At 66.7% G+C, this 17,404-nt stretch carries 18 protein-coding genes and 2 pseudogenes; 4 read left to right on the top strand and 16 right to left on the bottom strand.

Annotated elements, in window-relative coordinates; all coding sequences use genetic code 11:
* Nucleotides 1-26: 26 nt before the first annotated feature.
* The 6 genes and pseudogenes from ABKF58_RS05535 to ABKF58_RS05560 form a co-directional block, all read right to left on the bottom strand.
* The gene (locus tag ABKF58_RS05535; RefSeq protein WP_482583723.1) at nucleotides 27-1,034 is read right to left on the bottom strand and encodes a sodium:calcium antiporter; all 1,008 of its coding nucleotides are present in this window, start codon (nucleotides 1,032-1,034) and stop codon (nucleotides 27-29) included.
* 339 nt (nucleotides 1,035-1,373) lie between these two features.
* A pseudogene (gene pyrI, locus ABKF58_RS05540) lies at nucleotides 1,374-1,831 on the bottom strand (aspartate carbamoyltransferase regulatory subunit).
* Between the two features lie 26 nt (nucleotides 1,832-1,857).
* A complete protein-coding gene (gene pyrB / locus ABKF58_RS05545; RefSeq protein WP_008955431.1) occupies nucleotides 1,858-2,778 on the bottom strand; it encodes an aspartate carbamoyltransferase in 921 nt (306 codons plus the stop codon).
* 338 nt (nucleotides 2,779-3,116) lie between these two features.
* Entirely contained in the window at nucleotides 3,117-3,809 is a 693-nt protein-coding gene (locus ABKF58_RS05550) for a methyl-accepting chemotaxis protein (protein ID WP_482584332.1), read from the bottom strand.
* Between the two features lie 214 nt (nucleotides 3,810-4,023).
* Nucleotides 4,024-4,995: pseudogene (locus ABKF58_RS05555) on the bottom strand (HAMP domain-containing protein); the annotation flags it as partial.
* The gene (locus ABKF58_RS05560; RefSeq protein WP_482583724.1) at nucleotides 4,953-5,195 is read right to left on the bottom strand and encodes a hypothetical protein; all 243 of its coding nucleotides are present in this window, start codon (nucleotides 5,193-5,195) and stop codon (nucleotides 4,953-4,955) included. The pseudogene ABKF58_RS05555 and the gene ABKF58_RS05560, both read right to left, overlap by 43 nt.
* 241 nt (nucleotides 5,196-5,436) lie before the next feature.
* On the opposite strand from ABKF58_RS05560, the gene ABKF58_RS05565 reads away from it, so the two are divergent.
* A complete protein-coding gene (locus ABKF58_RS05565; RefSeq protein WP_482583726.1) occupies nucleotides 5,437-6,651 on the top strand; it encodes an HD-GYP domain-containing protein in 1,215 nt (404 codons plus the stop codon).
* Nucleotides 6,652-6,669: 18 nt separating this feature from the next.
* Here the strand turns inward: ABKF58_RS05565 and ABKF58_RS05570 are convergent, their stop codons facing one another.
* The 6 genes from ABKF58_RS05570 to ABKF58_RS05595 all read right to left on the bottom strand — a co-directional run bounded on the left by ABKF58_RS05570 (nucleotide 6,670) and on the right by ABKF58_RS05595 (nucleotide 10,848).
* Complete coding sequence (locus tag ABKF58_RS05570) at nucleotides 6,670-6,999, bottom strand: nucleotide pyrophosphohydrolase (protein ID WP_482583728.1); 330 nt, start codon at nucleotides 6,997-6,999, stop codon at nucleotides 6,670-6,672.
* A 189-nt stretch (nucleotides 7,000-7,188) separates the two neighbouring features.
* Entirely contained in the window at nucleotides 7,189-7,551 is a 363-nt protein-coding gene (locus tag ABKF58_RS05575) for a SpoIIAA family protein (protein WP_482583729.1), read from the bottom strand.
* Nucleotides 7,552-7,632: 81 nt separating this feature from the next.
* Nucleotides 7,633-7,818 (bottom strand): hypothetical protein, encoded by a 186-nt coding sequence (locus tag ABKF58_RS05580; RefSeq protein WP_014088808.1) that lies wholly within the window; start codon nucleotides 7,816-7,818, stop codon nucleotides 7,633-7,635.
* 99 nt (nucleotides 7,819-7,917) lie between these two features.
* Nucleotides 7,918-9,903 (bottom strand): peptidase U32 family protein, encoded by a 1,986-nt coding sequence (locus ABKF58_RS05585; protein ID WP_482583730.1) that lies wholly within the window; start codon nucleotides 9,901-9,903, stop codon nucleotides 7,918-7,920.
* Between the two features lie 274 nt (nucleotides 9,904-10,177).
* The gene (locus ABKF58_RS05590) at nucleotides 10,178-10,492 is read right to left on the bottom strand and encodes a hypothetical protein (RefSeq protein ID WP_482583732.1); all 315 of its coding nucleotides are present in this window, start codon (nucleotides 10,490-10,492) and stop codon (nucleotides 10,178-10,180) included.
* Nucleotides 10,493-10,617: 125 nt separating this feature from the next.
* Entirely contained in the window at nucleotides 10,618-10,848 is a 231-nt protein-coding gene (locus tag ABKF58_RS05595) for a DUF2789 domain-containing protein (protein ID WP_085276589.1), read from the bottom strand.
* Nucleotides 10,849-11,003: 155 nt separating this feature from the next.
* On the opposite strand from ABKF58_RS05595, the gene ABKF58_RS05600 reads away from it, so the two are divergent.
* Nucleotides 11,004-12,227, top strand: a complete 1,224-nt coding sequence (locus tag ABKF58_RS05600; protein WP_482583734.1) for a winged helix-turn-helix domain-containing protein — start codon at nucleotides 11,004-11,006, stop codon at nucleotides 12,225-12,227.
* A gap of 88 nt (nucleotides 12,228-12,315) precedes the next feature.
* A complete protein-coding gene (locus tag ABKF58_RS05605) occupies nucleotides 12,316-12,624 on the top strand; it encodes a hypothetical protein (RefSeq protein WP_482583735.1) in 309 nt (102 codons plus the stop codon).
* A gap of 247 nt (nucleotides 12,625-12,871) precedes the next feature.
* On the opposite strand, the gene ABKF58_RS05610 is transcribed toward ABKF58_RS05605, so the two are convergent.
* Entirely contained in the window at nucleotides 12,872-13,324 is a 453-nt protein-coding gene (locus ABKF58_RS05610; RefSeq protein ID WP_482583737.1) for a GNAT family N-acetyltransferase, read from the bottom strand.
* A 249-nt stretch (nucleotides 13,325-13,573) separates the two neighbouring features.
* Here ABKF58_RS05610 and ABKF58_RS05615 point away from each other — a divergent pair, with 249 nt between their 5' ends.
* Nucleotides 13,574-14,119: a cytochrome b gene (locus ABKF58_RS05615; protein ID WP_482583738.1), complete on the top strand. Its 546-nt coding sequence runs from the start codon at nucleotides 13,574-13,576 to the stop codon at nucleotides 14,117-14,119.
* Between the two features lie 76 nt (nucleotides 14,120-14,195).
* On the opposite strand, the gene ABKF58_RS05620 is transcribed toward ABKF58_RS05615, so the two are convergent.
* From ABKF58_RS05620 to thiC, 3 genes are all read right to left on the bottom strand, one after another.
* Nucleotides 14,196-14,642: a MarR family winged helix-turn-helix transcriptional regulator gene (locus tag ABKF58_RS05620; RefSeq protein WP_482583740.1), complete on the bottom strand. Its 447-nt coding sequence runs from the start codon at nucleotides 14,640-14,642 to the stop codon at nucleotides 14,196-14,198.
* A 54-nt stretch (nucleotides 14,643-14,696) separates the two neighbouring features.
* Nucleotides 14,697-15,260 carry a YIP1 family protein gene (locus ABKF58_RS05625; protein ID WP_014088801.1) on the bottom strand — a complete coding sequence of 188 codons (564 nt, stop codon included), beginning with the start codon at nucleotides 15,258-15,260 and terminating at the stop codon, nucleotides 14,697-14,699.
* A 219-nt stretch (nucleotides 15,261-15,479) separates the two neighbouring features.
* Nucleotides 15,480-17,390, bottom strand: coding sequence for a phosphomethylpyrimidine synthase ThiC (gene thiC, locus ABKF58_RS05630; RefSeq protein WP_482582427.1), 1,911 nt, complete (start codon nucleotides 17,388-17,390; stop codon nucleotides 15,480-15,482).
* Between the last annotated feature and the right edge of the window lie 14 nt (nucleotides 17,391-17,404).

Below are 17,404 nucleotides of genomic sequence, written 5' to 3' on the forward strand. Positions count from 1 at the left end.
CGGTTTTCCGTCGGCCTCGCCGTCCTTCAGCTCAGCCCGATGGCGAGGTAGACCGCGTACAGCACGCCGTTGAACAGCAGGTGCCACACCCGGATGCGGCCGGCCAGGTAGCGCAGCCAGCCCGCCGCCAGCAGGGTGATGGCGATGCCGGCGAAGACTTCCTTCTGCGGCGCCCACGGCGTCAGCGCGATGCCGATGGCCGGCAGCAGCGTACCCTGGAACACCATGGCGCCGGTGATGTTACCGAACGCCAGGGTGTCCTTGCGCTTGCGGATCCACAGGATGGAATTGATCTTTTCCGGCAGCTCGGTGGCGATCGGCACCACCATCAGCGCCAGCAGCAGCGCCGAGATACCCAGCCGGTGCGAGGCGCGGTCGACATGCTGGATGAAGCCGTCGGCACCGTACACCAGCAAGCCCAGCCCCAGCCCCAGCTGCAGCAGGATGGTCAGCCAGTTGGTCGGCAGACCGGCACGCGCCAGGAACATCGTATCGCCCGCCTGGGTGGCGTGCCCCTCGCCGACCAGCGCCGCCGAGGCCTTCAGCGTGCGCAGGATGTAGAGGAAATACAGCAGCACCAGCACGGCGCTGATGGCGGCGCGCACGAAGGGCTGTTCATGCGGCACGAACATCGCCAGCGCCGCCAGGGAAAAGGCGCCGAGGAAGGTATCGAGGTCGCGCTTGAGGCCGCTCTTTTCCGGCCGCAGCGCGCCCTGCGCGCCCCGTTTCTGCCAGGCGAACAGCGTCATCAGGCAGGTCGACAGCGTCGACAGCATCAGCGGCGCGCCGAGAATGGCGCCGACGCCGATCTCCTCGCTGACCATGACGTCGCCGCTGGCGGTTCCGCCGAAAATCGCCAGCAGCGGCACCAGCGTCTCCGGCATGGCGGTGCCCACCGCGGCGAACAGCGACCCGGTCACCCCCTCGGAAATCCTCAGCTTCTCGCCCAGATGCTCCAGCGCGTTGGTGAACACCTCCGCCGCCACCAGGATCACCAGCAGCATCAGGCCCAGGCCGGCCAGTTCCGACACCATCGTCCGCGCTCCCCATTTTCTGCTGCACGTGGCCCCCGCCCCGCTTCGCAGCGCCTTCCCTGCCCGTTATAGGCCGGCGTGGCGCAGCTGGACAGCCGGCCGGCGCCGCTTGTCCGGGTCGCCCGGCGCCGTCGCGCTGCTCTGTCCCGCGAGCGTGACGCGCTTGGCGCACACGGCGGCCGCTGACCGCCACCCGACGTGGCGCGGCACGAGATCGGCGCCGCCACCGGCGCGGGCCATAAAAAAGCGCCGCGGTCATCCGCGGCGCTTTCCTGTTTGGTTTTGTTGCACTGTCGTTTTGCAGCGCTTACTTGTAGTTTCTCCACTCCTGAGTACGACTTAGCGCACTTCGACTACGATATCCTTAGTGAAGACTTTTTCGCAATACTTGCATTTCATTTTCGTGTCGTTCTTCACTGTTCTGACGTAAAAAAGCTCTTTACCGGCTCTTTATGCGAAATGCAATTGGAGTTCGGGCAGGCGAACACGCCTTCGATCTCTTCCGGCAGCTCCAGCTTGTGCTTTTTCACCACCTCGAAGTTGGAAATCACGTTGACCGTGGCCTTGGGCGCGAACAGCGCCAGTTCGTTGGCCTGCTCCTCGGTGAGCGCGATGTTCTCGACCTTGACCACGTCCTTGCTGCCCATGTGGCGGCTTTGCAGGTTGAGGCCGACGGTGACGCGCTCGCCGGTTTCCACCAGCTGGAACAGGCGCAGGATCTTCAGGCCCTGACCGGCCGGGATGTGGTCGATCACGGTGCCCTCTTTCAGGGCTTCTACGTTGCGGGTGTATTGCATGGTCGTCCTTTCCTTGCTCGATCGGCTCACACGGTTTCGTTCAGCACCAGCGCCAGCAGCGCCTGGCGCGCGAAGACGCCGTTACGCGCCTGTTCGAAGTAGTAGGCGTGCGGGGTGTCATCCACCGCCACCTCGATCTCGTCGACGCGCGGCAGCGGGTGCATCACCTTCATGTTGGGGCGGGCGTGGTTCAGCATCTCGGCCTTGAGGATGTACTGGCCCTGGATCTGCTTGAATTCGGCCTCGTCGAAGCGTTCGCGCTGGATGCGCGTCATGTACAGGATGTCGACGTGCGGGATCACCTCTTCCAGCGACTCGGCCAGGGTGTAGGAGATGCCGCGCTCGTCCAGCTCCTCGCAGATGTAATCCGGCATCGCCAGCACTTCCGGCGCCACGAAGTAGAAGTGGCAGTTGAACAGCGACAGCGCCTGCGTCAGCGAGTGCACGGTGCGGCCGTACTTGAGGTCGCCGACGAAGGCCAGCGCCAGGTTTTCCAGGCGGCCCTGCGATTCCTTGATGGTGAACAGGTCGAGCAGGGTCTGCGACGGGTGCTGGTTGGCGCCGTCGCCGCCGTTGATCACCGGCACCGCCGAGAATTCGCTGGCCAGGCGCGCCGCGCCCTCCTGGGGATGGCGCATCACCACCGCGTCGGTGTAGGAGCTGATGATGCGGATGGTGTCGGCCAGCGTCTCGCCTTTCTTGGCCGAGGTGTTGGCGCCGTCGGCGAAGCCGATCACGGTGCCGCCCAGGCGCTGGATCGAGGTCTCGAACGACAGCCGGGTACGGGTGGACGGTTCGAAGAAGCAGCTGGCCACCACCTTGCCGGCGAGCAGGTCATGTCGCGGCGCCGCCTTGAGGCGACCGGCGGTTTCCACCACCAGCTCGAGCTCCTCGCGGGTGAAATCGGGGATGGAAATGATGTGCTTCCGGTACAGGGGATTGGCCATGGTGCGGGTTCCTCGCGGTGTGATTCCATTTACAGAGCAAACCTGCCGCCCGCCTGGGCGGGCAGTTTTGCTCTGGAAACGCGATAACGGGTCTCTCACAGATAAAAAAAGCTCCTGACGGCTCAGGAGCTGATTTTGACAACACGCCTCGCCCGGGTTCCCCGGCGCACGCCAACGCGTCTTTCCCGCCCTGGCGGGCGGAGGCGGCATCGCAGAACAGAAAGCGTACGCGGCACATGGGGTTGATCCGAACAAAACCGTCGAATTATAAGCCGAAACCGGCCGGCTGATAAGCACCCGTTTGGTGCGGTGGCGCCGCGCCACCGCACCCGGCCCGCTCAGAGGCGGAAATGGCCCACCAGTTGCTCGAGGTTGGCCGAAAGCGCGTGCAGCTGCTCCGCCGCGGCCGAGACCTCCTGCACCACGTCGCGGTTGGACTGCGCCATGGCGCTGATCTGCTCGACATGGCGCGCGATCTCGGCGCTGGCCGAGGACTGCTCGCGGGTGGCGGCGGCGATGTCGACGATGTTGCCGACCAGCTGCTGGCTGCAGTGGGACACCTGCTGCATGCTGCCGTCGGCGGCCTGGGCGACGCCGACGCTGCTCACCGCGCGTTCGCGGCTGCCGTCCACCTCGCGCACCGCGTCGCGCGTCTCGCGGCCGATGGCCTCGACGATGCGGCCGATCTCCAGCGTCGCCTCGGCGGTGCGCCCGGCGAGGTTGCGCACCTCGTCGGCCACCACGGCGAAGCCGCGCCCCTGCTCGCCGGCGCGCGCCGCCTCGATCGCGGCGTTGAGCGCCAGGAGGTTGGTCTGGTCGGCGATGTCGCGGATCACGCGCACGATGCTGCTGACCTCTTCCGAGCGGCTGCCCAGCGCCCCCATGCGCTCGGCCAGCGCGTGCATGTCGCCGGTCATGGAATCGATCTCGGCCGCCACCCGCTTGACCGTGGCCACGCTCTGGTCGGTGATGGAGCCGGTCTGGCGCGCCAGTTCCTCGGCGCGGCCGGCCGAATCGGCGATGTGCTGCACGCTGGTGCTGACCTGTTCCACCCCGGCGGCGGTGGCGCTGGCGGTGTCCGACTGCGCCGCCGAGGCCTGCTCGACCTCGGCCCGCCGACGCGGTGAGCCGCGCCGCCGCCTCGGCCACGGCGTGGCTCTGCTCGCGCACCCCGACGAACATCCCGTGCAGGCTGTCGATGAAGCGGTTGAAGGCGGTGGCGGTGCGGCCGATCTCGTCGCGGTTGGCGATGGCGATGCGCGCGGTGAGGTCGCCTTCACCCGACGCCAGCTGCTCCATGGTGTCGGCCAGCTGGTTGAGCGGTCGGGTCAGCGCGCCGACCACCAGCGCCAGGATGGCGATGATGGCAATCAGCGCCAGCACGCCGATCAGGATCGCGCTGTTGCGCAGCTTGAGCGCCGGCGCGGTGATGGCGGCGCTGGGAATGCTGACGCCGAGCGACCAGAACTGGCCGGTGTCGCCGATCTTGACCGGGAAGAAGAAGTGGGTGAAACCGTCGGCCTCGAACACGAAGTTCTCGCCCTGGCGGATCTGCAGCAGCTTCTCGCCCAGCGCCTCGTCCTTGCCGACCGGCTTGCCCACCTTGGCCGGATCGGGGTTGGCCACGTACATGCCGCCCTCGGACACCAGCCGCACGTAACCGGTCTGGTACAGCCGGATGAAACCGTAGCGCTGCTGCAGCGCGTCGAGCGCGAGGTCGGTGGCGGAGACGCCGATAAACTTGTCGTCCTGGTCCTTGATCATCGTCACCAGCGAGCTCTCCAGCACCTTCTTGCCCTGCACCTCGTAGAAGAACGGTTCGGTGATGGTGTCGCGGCCGCGCTGCTTGGGCACGTAGTAGTAATCGCCCCAGCCCGGCTTCTCGTAGTCGGGCTGGTAGCTCTGCGGGTTGTCCTTGTACTTCGGGAAGGCCTTGACCCGCTCGGCGTCCAGCATCACGTCCATCTTGGCGTGGCCGGAGGCGTCACGCGTGACGTAGGGGGTGTAGCGCCCGGTGGGGTCGTGACGCGGCCAGTCGAGGCGATAGGCGTCGTCGCGGCCGTCCAGCGCGTTGGGCTCCCACAGCATCCACAGCCCGATGTTCTGCGGCGAGTGATCGAGCATCGTGACGATCATGCCGTCGACCACCTTGCGCTCGGGCGGCGCCGTCTTCTTCAGCCCCAGCACCGCCTCGGCGAGGTGATGCGGCAGGGCCATGTTCTGCCCCAGTTCGGCCTCGACCGGCGCGCGTAACCCTGCGCCTGCTCCGACGCCAGCTGGTAGCCCTGCTCCAGCGCGCTGTCGTAGCTGATCTTGGCGATCAGCCCCACCATCACGGCAAAGCCCAGCGCCACCGACAAGCCGCCGATCAGGGTGATCTTGCGGCTGAGTTTTCCCCACTTCTCTTTCGTTCTCATGGCTGACGTTTCCCCTGCTTGGGTTGTGGGCCTGTTGCCGGCCCTGTGCTCGCAGGCTTGCCCTCGACTCGGCGATTACCGCAGAATGCAGGCAAGAAATGCGCTTTATTTTCAATAATTTCTTATCAAATCCGTCGTGACGGGTTAATGATCACGACGCCACTCTCCCGGCGCCGCGATCCTAGTCCCTCTGCCTCGGTGCCAATTGAATGAAAACGACATACCACTGCGGTTTTTTGCCATGATCAAGTGCATCGATATCGCCGACTTGAAGCCGGGCATGTTCATCCACGACCTCAACTGCGACTGGATGAGCCATCCCTTTCTGCGCAACCGCTTCGTCATCGGCAGCGAGGGCGAGATCGACAAGATCCGCCAGGCCGGCATCCATCAGCTCTACATCGATACCGGCAAGGGGCTGGACGTGGCGCACGCGCCCACCGTGGCCGAGGTGAAACAGCAGCTGGAACAGGAAATCCGCACCTTTGCCGAGGGCAAGAGCCAGTTGCCGCGCCGGGTGGACGCGGCCGAGGAGTTCGGCCAGGCGCGGCGCATCCACGCCGAGGCGCACCAGATCGTGCGCGACATCATGCAGGACGTGCGGCTGGGGCGGCAGGTGCAGCTGGAGCGGGTGGAACCGACGGTGGAGAAGATGACCACCTCGATCCTGCGCAATAACGACGCCCTGCTGGCGCTGTGCCGCATCAAGAACAAGGATGACTACACCTTCCTGCATTCGGTCAGCGTGGGTGCGCTGATGGTCAGCTTTTCGCGCGCCATGGAACTGGAGCACGGGACGCTGCACCACGCCGGCGTGGGCGGCATGCTGCACGACATCGGCAAGATGACGGTGCCCGACGCCATCCTCAACAAGCCGGGCAAGCTGAACGAGAGCGAGTTCGCCGTGATGAAGTGCCACGTGGTGGCCAGCGAGAAGATCCTGCGCCAGACTCCGGGCATCTCCGCCATCGCGATCGAAGTGGCGGCGCAGCACCACGAACGCCACGACGGCAGCGGCTACCCGCGCGGCCTCAAGGGCGACGAGATTTCCGAGCTGGGGCAGATGGCGGCGATCGTCGACGTCTACGACGCGCTCACCTCGGACCGCTGCTACCACCGCGGCATGACCCCGACCGACGCCTTGCGCAAGATCTACGAATGGTCGAAGTTCCACTTCAACCCGACGCTGGTGCAGGCGTTCATGCGCAGCACCGGCATCTACCCGGTGGGCACGCTGGTGCGGCTGGAAAGCGGCAAGCTGGCGGTGGTGGTGGAGCAGAGCGAGAGCAATATGCTCACCCCCAAGGTCAAGGCCTTCTTCAGCACCAAGAGCAACAGCTACATCACGCCGCTGCTGATCGACCTGGCGCGCGGCCTGGGCCAGGGCGGCGGCGACCGCATCGTGCGCCACGAATCGCCGGAGCAGTGGGGCGTCGACCCGCTGCGCTTTCTGTAAGGTACCGTGCCGGCGCGCTCAGGGCGCCGGGTACTTGCGCGCATTCTTCACCAGCTTGTCGCGCACCGCCGCGTCGAGGTCGACGCCGGTGACGCTGGCCAGCCGCACCAGGTACATCAGCACGTCGGCCAGTTCCTCCTGCAGATGGGTGAAGCGCGCCGGGTCTTCGGCCAACCCGGCCGCCTCGTCGTCGGAGAGCCACTGGAAGATTTCCGCCAGTTCCCCCACCTCGCCGGTCAGCGCCAGCACCAGGTTGCGCGCGGTGTGGTAGCGCGGCCAGTCGCGTTCGAGGGCGAACTGCTCCAGGGCGGCGGCGAGGCCGCTGCTGTCGATCAGGGGGTGGGTCATACGAGGCGGCTCCTTGGGAATGGAGCGACAGTGTTTCACGTGAAACCGGCGTTGGCAAAACCCGGCCGTGTCGTCACGCCGTGGCACGCACCGCGAAACCGGCCGGTGTGCAGCGCCAGCCCGGCCCGTTGGCCCCGGCAGGGGTAGCGCCGCACCGCCGCGAGCAAGGCCCGCCGCCCGGCCCGGCCGTCACAACTCCTCGTGGATCCAGGCCCAGGCGGCCGGGGTCTCCTCGCTCGGGAAATAACGCAGCGAGGCCAGCGTGAACGGCCGCACCAGCTTCACCATCCATTCCTGCCAGGTCTCGTCGCCGACCACGGCGATGCGCTCGAAATCGGCGTAGTGGCGGGTGCCGAACTTCATGTCGTCCCACACCGCGTGCAGGTCCCAGCCGTGAAAGTCGTCGAACTGGGCGTACAGCCGCGCCTTGTTGCCGCCGTGCAGCGCCGCTTCCACCAGCGGCTCCAGCGTGCGGTAATCGACGTCGTGCAGCGTGCCGCGCAGCTTGATGGCCACCACCCGGGACGAGGGACTTGTCAGCGTTTCGATCATCGTCGTCTCCTTGCGCCATACCCTGTTTGCAGTATGGCTCGCCCGGCGGCGCAAAGGGGACGCAAATGACGGCCGCGCCGGCTACGGCGTGGTCTTGCCTTCGGCGGCGTCGATCTGCTGCTGCAGCTGCTGGTTCTGGCTGTCGACGGTGTGCTGCACCGCCTTGGCCTGGTCCAGCATCTCGCGTTGCGGCGCGGCGATCTTGGCGGGCGGCGGCGGTTCGCAGGCGGCGAGCGCCAGCAACAGCAGGACGGAGGAAGGACGCATGGCGGCTCCTGAACGGTGAGCGGGTCAGCTTCCGTTGTAGGCCGGAGAGGCCGCCATGGCAAAACGGCCAACCGAAAAGGTTGGCCGAAGGACGGGGGATTACGCCGGGCGCTGCTTGAAGAAGGTGATCGGCGCGCTGGCGGGGATTTCGGACGGCGGCGGCGACTTGAGGACGTGCTTCTTCATCTTGCCCATGACGTGCATCTCGCACGGACGGCATTCGAATTTCAGGGTGTAGGTCTCATTGCCGGACTTGAGCACCATCGGGTCGGCGCGCACCTGCCCCATCACCCCCTTCACCCCCTTGGCCTGCTTGGGGCACAGGTTGTAGGAGAAGCGCAGGCAGTGCTTGGTGATCATCAGGCTCACCTCGCCCTCCTCCTGGTGCGCCTCGTAGGCCGGTTCGATCACCTCGACGCCGTGCTTTTTGTAGAAATCCCACGCCAGCGCGTTGTAGACGTTGGCCAGATAGCTCAGGTTCTTTTCCGGGTACGGCACCGGCGGCTCCACCGGCGCCTTGCGCGGCTGGCGCGGCCAGGCGGCGAGGCGCGCCGCTTCCAGCCGCTCGATGGCGTCGCGGCGCAGGCCGTTGACCACCGAGGCCGGCACGAACCAGGGCTGGCTGATCTGCAGCGCCACGTCGTGCGCCTGGAACATGGTGTTGCCGAGCTTGGCGAGATTGTCGCGCAGCCCCGCCTCGGCGCGGGCGGCGTCCTTGGCGGGCTCCAGCGCCATCGGGACGCTGGCCGTGGCGCTGCAGCCGTCCTCGTCGGTCACGGTCAGCGCCGTGCCGTCGGCGCTCTCGGCCAAGGTCAGCCACACCCCGACGCGGCGCTCGGCCGACTTCTTCAGCAGCGCCAGCTCCCAGGCGTGGTCGCGGTTGCGGCTGAGGTCGGTGCCGGGCTTGAGGCCGGCCAGCACGCTCGGGTCGTTCGGCTCGCAGCGCCACAGCAGGTCGCCGCCGGGCACCTTGCCGACCTGTTTCACGGTGTTGAGCTGCATGCCCACCACCTCGCGCTTCTTCATGAAGTTGATGCCGTCGCCGTTGCTCATGGTCTCGGGGGTGGCGATCTCCAGCCAGGTCTCGCCCACCTGGTGCACCGTGCCCAGCGCCACGCCGACGAACTTGGGCGAATCGAAGGCGCCGATGTCCTGCTTGCGGCCGGTGGCGAAGTAGTCGGTGGCGCCGCGGTGGAAGGTCTTGTCCGGGTCCGGTGCGAAGAAGATCTCGCTGCTGCCGCTCGAGGCCGGTGCCAGCTCCGGGCGGCGCTCGATGATCTCATCCAGCAGCAGGCGGTAGTGCGCGGTGATGTTCTTGACGTAGCTGACGTCCTTGTAGCGCCCCTCGATCTTCAGCGAGCGTACCCCGGCGTCCAGCAGCGCTTCCAGGTTGGCGCTCTGGTTGTTGTCCTTCATCGACAGCAGGTGCTTGTCGAACGCCACCACGCCGCCCTTCTCGTCGGTCAGGGTGTACGGCAGGCGGCAGGCCTGCGAGCAGTCGCCGCGGTTGGCGCTGCGCCCGGTGTCGGCGTGGCTGATGTAGCACTGCCCGGAGAACGCCACGCACAGCGCGCCGTGGATGAAGTACTCGATGGTGGCGGGGTCGGCGCTCTCTGCCACGGTCTGTGCGATCTTGGCGATCTGCGGGATGGTCAGTTCGCGCGCCAGCACGATCTGGCTGAAGCCGGCGTCGGACAGGAAACGCGCCTTGTCGGCGTCGCGGATGTCGCACTGGGTCGAGGCGTGCAGCTGGATTGGCGGCAGGTCCATCTGCAGGATGCCCATGTCCTGCACGATCAGCGCGTCGACGCCGGCGTCGTACAGTTGCCAGATCAGCTTGCGCGCCGGCTCCAGCTCGGCGTCGTGCAGGATGGTGTTGAGCGTGGCGAAGATGCGCGCGTGGTAGCGGTGCGCGAATTGCACCAGCCCGGCGATGTCCTCCACGCTGTTGCAGGCGTTGTGGCGCGCGCCGAAGGAGGGCCCGCCGATGTACACCGCATCCGCCCCGTGCAGGATCGCCTCGCGCCCGATCTCGGCGCTCTTGGCGGGGGACAACAGTTCGACTTGATGCGGCAACAGACTCATGCGACGGCTTCCTTGCTGGGGGTGGGGGTGCGCGCGGGCACGCGACAGGGGCGGAAGTATAGCGGAATCAGGGATTTAGGTGTAGGTCGGAAGCCTGACTGAGCAAGGTAGCACAGCGTTGCGAAGGAACGGCGTTCCGCCATCAGCGACGATGATGGAACCGGTGGCGGCCCCCCGGCTTATGCCGGGGGGCCGCCCGACATGGGACGACCCACATCGGTGCAGCCGGAAAGCCACTCCCTGGCAGCCTTCCGCCTCGCGCCGGGGCCTCCCTCTAGCCGATGACGCGGAAGATGTCCCAGCGCTGCGTGCCGGACACCACGTGCGGCTCCAGCGCGCGGCTCCACGCCGCGTGCGCGTCAAGGGTGGCGAGCTTGCGCCATACCGCGTCGAGTTCGGCCAGATCGGCGATCTCGACCTCGGACTGGATGGTGGACTCCCTGGCGCCGATCGAGCCGTTCAACAGCCGCACCCGCTCGGGGGTCCAGCCGACCTGCGAACCGATCTCGCGCAACCAGCGCTGCATCTCCGCCACCACCTCGGGCTTGTGGCCGAACTTGGCCTCGATACTCCAGCGGGCGATCATCATGATGGGTCTCCTTACCTAGCTGTCGAGAGCCCGTTTGCGCCGGCACCAGCACCCGCCGCCGTCAGGCTCACCCCCAGCATAGGCCATGCCACCCACCGCGCCAGCGCCATCGCGCCGGCCAAACGCTATTGGCTCAGCAAGGTCGCCAGCTCGTCCACCGCCTCGGCCCACTCGGCGTCGCTTTCCAGCGCCTGGCGCAGAAAATCGGCCTGCGCCGCGCTCCAGAACGGCGCATCGGCCACCTCCATGCCGTGCTCCAGCCGATGCTTGGCCAGAAACGCGTCGATCGCCGCGGCGTCGCCGCCCAGGCCGAGTTGCTGGAACAGCTGCGGCAGTTCGTGCTTACCGGTATCCATGTCGTTCTCCTTGTGGTGATGAAATAGGGAATAAGGACTCACACAGACAGCTTAGTCGCTGCGCCGGCAGGGGGAAGGCCAAAACGCGCAAACAGCGCCAAGCTCCCCTCCCCCATTTGCTATAGTCATGCCTTCCCCCTCACCATGCCATCGCCATGACCACGGTTCACCTCTCGCCCAGCGCCGCCCGCCACCTGCATCTGGCCGCCCAGGGCCTGTTGACGCCGCCCAGGCGCCGAGCCGGCAAGGGCGACGTGCTGGCGGCGATCCGGCGCATGGCCTTGTTGCAGATCGACACCATCCACGTGCTGGCCAGGAGCCCCTACCTGGTGCTGTTCAGCCGGCTCGGCCACTACGACCCGGCCTGGCTGGACGAATTGCTGGCCGAAGGGGCGTTGTTCGAGTACTGGGCTCACGAGGCCTGCTTCGTGCCGTCTGAGGACTACCGCCTGCTGCGCCACCGCATGCTCGACCCGGCGGGCATGGGCTGGAAGTACTCGGTGGCGTGGATGGACAAGCACCGCGCCGAGATCGAACAGCTGGTCCAACACATCCGCGTAAACGGCCCGGTGCGCTCGGCGGATTTCGCACGGCAGGGCGGCAAGGGCGACGGCTGGTGGGACTGGAAGCCGGAAAAGCGCCACCTCGAGGTGCTGTTCACCGCCGGGCGGCTGATGGTGGCGGCGCGCCAGCGCTTCCAGCGCGTCTACGACCTGGCGGAACGGGTGCGCCCGGACTGGGACGACGCGCGCGACCTGCCCCCGCCGGAAGCCGCGCGGCACGAATTGATCCGCCATAGCTGCCGCGCGCTGGGGGTGGTCAAGGCGGGCTGGGTGGCGGACTACTACCGCCTCAAGCGCGGCCGCTACGACGCCGCGCTGCACGCGCTGGCCGACGCCGGCGAGCTGCTGCCGGTGCGCATCGAGGGCTGGCAGCACGACGCCTTCGTACACGCCAGCCTGGCCGACGAGCTCGCCTTGGCGGCGGACGAGCGGCTCAAGGCCAGCGCCACGGCGCTGCTGTCGCCGTTCGACCCGGTGGTGTGGGACCGCCGCCGCGCCGCCGAGCTGTTCGGCTTCGACTACCGGCTGGAGTGCTACACCCCGGCGCCGCAGCGCCAGTACGGCTACTTCGTGCTGCCCATCCTGCAGCGCGGCCGGCTGGTGGGGCGGCTGGACGCCAAGGCACACCGCGCGCTGGGGGTGTTCGAGGTCAAGGCGCTGTACCTGGAGCCGGGGGTGCGCGTGACGCAGCGCCTGACCGCCGACCTGCGCGCCGCCCTCGCCAAGCTGGCCGCCTGGCACGGCACGCCGCAGCTGGCGGTCCAACAGGCACCGCACGGGCTGGCCGCCGCGCTGGCGGGAACGGGAGGCGCCTGAAGGAGGTCGTGCCCTCCCGGGCCACACTGAGGAACTTCCGCCGCGCGAATCGCCTCTGACCTATTCCAGATGACGCGGAGAAATCTCTATGCCGAAGTCTTACCTTCCCCTCGCAATCGCGCTGGCGCTGGGGCTTGCCGCCTGCAGCGACAAACAGACGACCAAGCTGCAGCAGTCGGCCTCGGACGCGATCGGCGCAGTGCATAGCACCGTCGAGGCAGCAAGCGCCCCGGTGGGCGAGCTGAAACAGGAAGCCAGCGCCGCGCTAGGCACGGCGGCCAACAAGGTCGGGAGCGCCGCGGCGGCCCTCAAACCCGAACTGAAACAGCAGATGAACAAGCTGAAGCAGCAAGCTTCGGCGGTGAAGGAAGCGGTCAAGGGGCTACAGGAGCATTAAGCCCGCCGGCCCGACAAAACGGCAGCCTAAGGCTGCCGTTTTTCATGGCGACACGCCGATGGCTCACGGGCGACGACGTGGCCATGACGGGCAGCGCCTCACCAATTACTCCCGAATTGCTCCATTTTTTCTCCCCACTCCTCACCTAGCATGACCTCACCCGGTACCGAACGGACGGATGCGAAGCAAGCCGTCTGCCCCTCCTTCACAGTGGGGAACGCCGGCTTCGGCCAACCCTGATGCGGGTTCAGCCCAGCAACCGGCGGTACTGCACGAAGCCGGAACGCTCGGCGATGCGGTCGTACAGCTGCATGGCGTCACGGTTGGTCTCGTGCGTCAGCCAGTGCACACGCGAGCAGCCATCCGCCGCCGCCTGACGGTAGACGTGCTCGATCAGCCGGCGTCCGACGCCGCGGCCACGCACCCCCTCGGCCACGTACAGGTCCTGCAGGTAGCAGTAGTCGCCCACGGTCCAGCACGAACGGTGGTAGACGGTGTGCACCAGCCCGACGGCCTCGTCGCCCTGCCAGGCCAGATAGGCGGCCATCGGTTCGGCCGGATCGAGCAGGCGCTGCCAGGTGACGGCGCTGGTGGCCTCGGCAATCGTGGTTTTGTAGAACGCCTGGTAGCCCAGCCAGAGCGGCAGCCAGGCGGCGTGGTCGGCGGCGCTCGCGGCGCGGATGTGCAGTTCGGTGCTCAAAGGTTGGCTCCTGCCGGGGACGATCGCCACAGCATGCCGCAGGCCGCGCCGCGGCGACAGAGCCACTCGCCACCGCCGCCAGGGAACCACTGGCACGGTACGCCCGGGGCACCGGCTCAGGAACGGTACCGTTGCGCCAAGGCAACAAATGAGCCCGATTTTTCGATCATCTGCCGCGATCGGTGGAGTTAAGTCTGCATTAAGACGGCGCTCCTACCCTGAACGGCAGCAAGTAAACAGGAGTACATCATGTTGAAAAATTCCCAGCACAGTTATGGCTGGCTGGCCCGTGCCCTGCACTGGCTGTCCGCCCTGGCCGTCATCGCCGCCCTGGCCTTCATCGAATTCAAGGATGTCTTTCCCAAGGGCACGCCGCTGCGCGACGCCATGAAATTCGGCCATTTCCAGGCCGGTCTGATCGTGTTGCTGCTGGTGCTGCCGCGCCTGCTGTGGCGTCTCGGCAACCGCGTGCCCGAGATCACCCCGGCGCCGCACAGGCACAGCGCGGCGCTGGCCAAGCTTGCGCACTGGGTGCTGTACGCGCTGATGCTGGCCCTGCCGCTGTTGGGGATCGCGATCGTGCAGGGCAGCGGTCACGAACTGGCGTTCTTCGGCCAACCCCTGCCGGTGCTGTTCACGCTGGACCGCGCCACCGCCCACGACCTGAAAGAAGTGCACGAAACGCTCGGCAACGTGCTGTTGTGGCTGGTGATCGGGCACGCCGCCGCCGCGGTATGGCACCACCGCTTCGTCAAGGACAACACCCTCACCCGCCTCACCGGCCCGCTGCGCTGACCGGGCAATGGGGATGCCGCAACAAAAAAGGTTGGCCGAAGCCAACCTTTTCTTTGCCCGATCGCCTGAGCGCCGCTCAGGCGCCCTCGCCCAGCCCCTGCTGCGTCAGCAGCAGCAGGTCGAGCGACGCAAGCCCTCCACCCTGCCGGAGCAGGATCAGCTCGTCGCGATGCGCCTGCGCCAGCGTTTCCACCAGTTCCTCACCCTTGGCCAGCAGGCTCACCTCGACGCAGCGGCGGTCTTCCCTTCCCGGGCGGCGCTGCACCAGGCCTTGCGCCTCGCAGCGCGACACCAGCCCCACCACACTGTGATGATGCGACTGCAGCCGTTCGGCCAGCTCGGCCACGGAGGCCCAGTCCTGCCCCGGATAGCCGCGCAATTGCAGCAGCAGCTGGTATTGCTGCGGGGTCAGACCGTGCTGTTGCGCCAGCTCCTCGCTGAAACGCAGAAACAGGCGCAAACGGTAACGGAAATCGGCCAAGTGCTCGAAATCGCGTTTCGACAGGGAGGAATGGAAGGTCATGGCTGGATCGCGGGCTGAATTCTGGGGCACCCTAGCACAAATCGCCCTCCCGCCCTACAGCAGCGGCAGCACCAGCAGCCCGATCACCAGCGCCCACAGCAGCGCCCCGACCGAAAACACCGTGTAGGTGACCGACAGCGTCCGCACCCAGTGATCGTGCTCGAACAAGGCGTCCAGCCCGTGCAGGATCAGCCCGGCCGAGGCGAACAGCCCGGTGACCCCCGCCAACAGGTTGAACAGCGGGCTCGGCACCATCAGCGTCAGGGCGGACAGCCAGATCGGCAGCGGAGCGATCGCCGCCAGACGGTAGCAGTCGCGGTACGCCAGCGGCCGGGTGCTGCGCACCGAGTGCCGGATCACGTAACCCATCAGGGGCACGCACAGCCAGCTCACCAGCAGGAACAGCAGCGCGACGTAGCACCACTGACGGAAGGGCACCGCGGGCGCGTACACCTCGCCGTGAAAGTACGCGGCGTACACGATCATCGCGCTGCTGAGCAGCGACGCCGGCAGCACCACCTTGCCGAAGCTGGCCGCCGGCGAGGGATGGCTCCTGGCCAGTTCATCCCAGCCGTCTTCCGACGATATCAGCATGCGAACGGGCGTAAGCAGACTCATGGCAAAGCTCCTTGGTTTACGGCGATGGCCTCTCTAATATATCGCATTGCGATATATTTACAAGCCATCCTTTGATTCGCCGTACAAGCAGCTTTGCCAACGTTGGCCGGCGCTGAGGCAAAGCGGCGTCCCTCCCCTCTGCCGCCACGCCCCTGTCCGCCGTGCAAAAAAACGGACCGCCTCGGCGGTCCGTTCACGTCGGCACTAACCGGCCTCGGCTCAGATCTTGTCGTACAGCTTGGCGCCGCCCTTGACGAACTCGATCGACTTCACCTCCATGCCCTTGGCCAGCGCCTCCTCTTCGGCCAACCCTTGCTGCGCGGCGAAGTCGCGCACGTCCTGGGTGATCTTCATCGAGCAGAAGTGCGGGCCGCACATCGAGCAGAAGTGCGCCACCTTGGCGGAATCCTTCGGCAGCGTCTCGTCGTGGAAGCTGCGCGCGCGGTCCGGGTCGAGCCCGAGGTTGAACTGGTCTTCCCAGCGGAACTCGAAGCGCGCCTTACTGAGCGCGTTGTCGCGGATCTGCGCACCCGGGTGGCCCTTGGCCAGGTCGGCGGCGTGCGCGGCCAGCTTGTAGGTGATGATGCCTTCCTTGACGTCGTCCTTGTTCGGCAGGCCGAGGTGCTCCTTCGGCGTGACGTAGCACAGCATCGCGGTGCCGTACCAGCCGATCTGCGCCGCGCCGATGGCCGAGGTGATGTGGTCGTAGCCGGGGGCGATGTCGGTGGTCAAGGGGCCGAGGGTATAGAACGGCGCTTCGTGGCACCACTCCAGTTCCTTGTCCATGTTCTCCTTGATCAGCTGCATCGGCACGTGGCCCGGGCCTTCGATCATCACCTGCACGTCGTGCTGCCAGGCGATCTGGGTCAGTTCGCCCAGGGTCTTCAGTTCGCCCAGCTGCGCGTCGTCGTTGGCGTCCCACACCGAACCCGGACGCAGGCCGTCGCCGAGGCTGAAGGCCACGTCGTAGGCCTTCATGATGTCGCAGATTTCTTCGAAGTGCGTGTAGAGGAAGTTTTCCTTGTGATGCGCCAGGCACCACTTGGCCATGATCGAACCGCCGCGGCTGACGATGCCGGTCATGCGGTTGGCGGTCATCGGCACGTAGCGCAGCAGCACGCCGGCGTGGATGGTGAAGTAGTCCACCCCCTGCTCGGCCTGCTCGATCAGCGTGTCCTTGAAGATGTCCCAGGTCAGGTCTTCGGCCTTGCCGTTGACCTTTTCCAGCGCCTGGTAGATCGGGACCGTGCCAATGGGAACCGGGCTGTTGCGCAGGATCCACTCGCGCGTCTCGTGGATGTTCTTGCCGGTGGACAGGTCCATGATGGTGTCGGCGCCCCAGCGGATACCCCAGGTCATCTTGTCGACTTCCTCGCTGATCGACGAGGTGACGGCGGAGTTGCCGATGTTGCCGTTGATCTTCACCAGGAAATTGCGGCCGATGATCATCGGCTCGGATTCCGGGTGGTTGATGTTGTTCGGGATGATGGCGCGGCCGGCGGCCACTTCCTGGCGCACGAATTCCGGGGTGATGGTGTCGACCATGCCGGCACCATAGTTCTGGCCCGGGTGCTGGCGCGTCATCAGCTCGACGAGGCGCGCGTCCTTGCCGCCGGCTGTCTTGAGCGACTCGATGTAGGCGGCGCGGTTCTGGTTCTCGCGGATGGCGATGTATTCCATCTCCGGCGTGATGATGCCCTGGCGCGCGTAGTGCATCTGGGTGACGTTCTTGCCCGGCAGCGCGCGGCGCGGCTGGCGCGTCAGGTTGAAGCGCAGCTCGTCGAGCTTGGCGTCGGCCTCGCGGGCGCGGCCGTACTCGGAGGACAGACCGGCCAGCTGCTCGGTGTCGCCGCGCTCCTCGATCCAGGCGGCGCGGATCGGCGCCAGGCCGGAACGGATGTCGATCTGGGCGGCCGGGTCGGTGTAGGGGCCGGAACAGTCGTAGACGTAGATCGGCGGGTTCTGCTCGCCGCCGAACTGGGTCGGGGTGTCGGCCTGGCTGATCTCGCGCATCGGCACGCGGATGTCGGGGCGGGAGCCTTCGACGTAGATCTTGCGGGAGTTGGGCAGCGGCTGGATGGCGGCTTGGTCCACCACCATTTCGGTATTCAGGTTGGTCGGCGCGTTCATCGGTCGGTCTCCGT

The sequence above is a fragment of the Pseudogulbenkiania sp. AW2-16 genome, assembly GCF_056824575.1.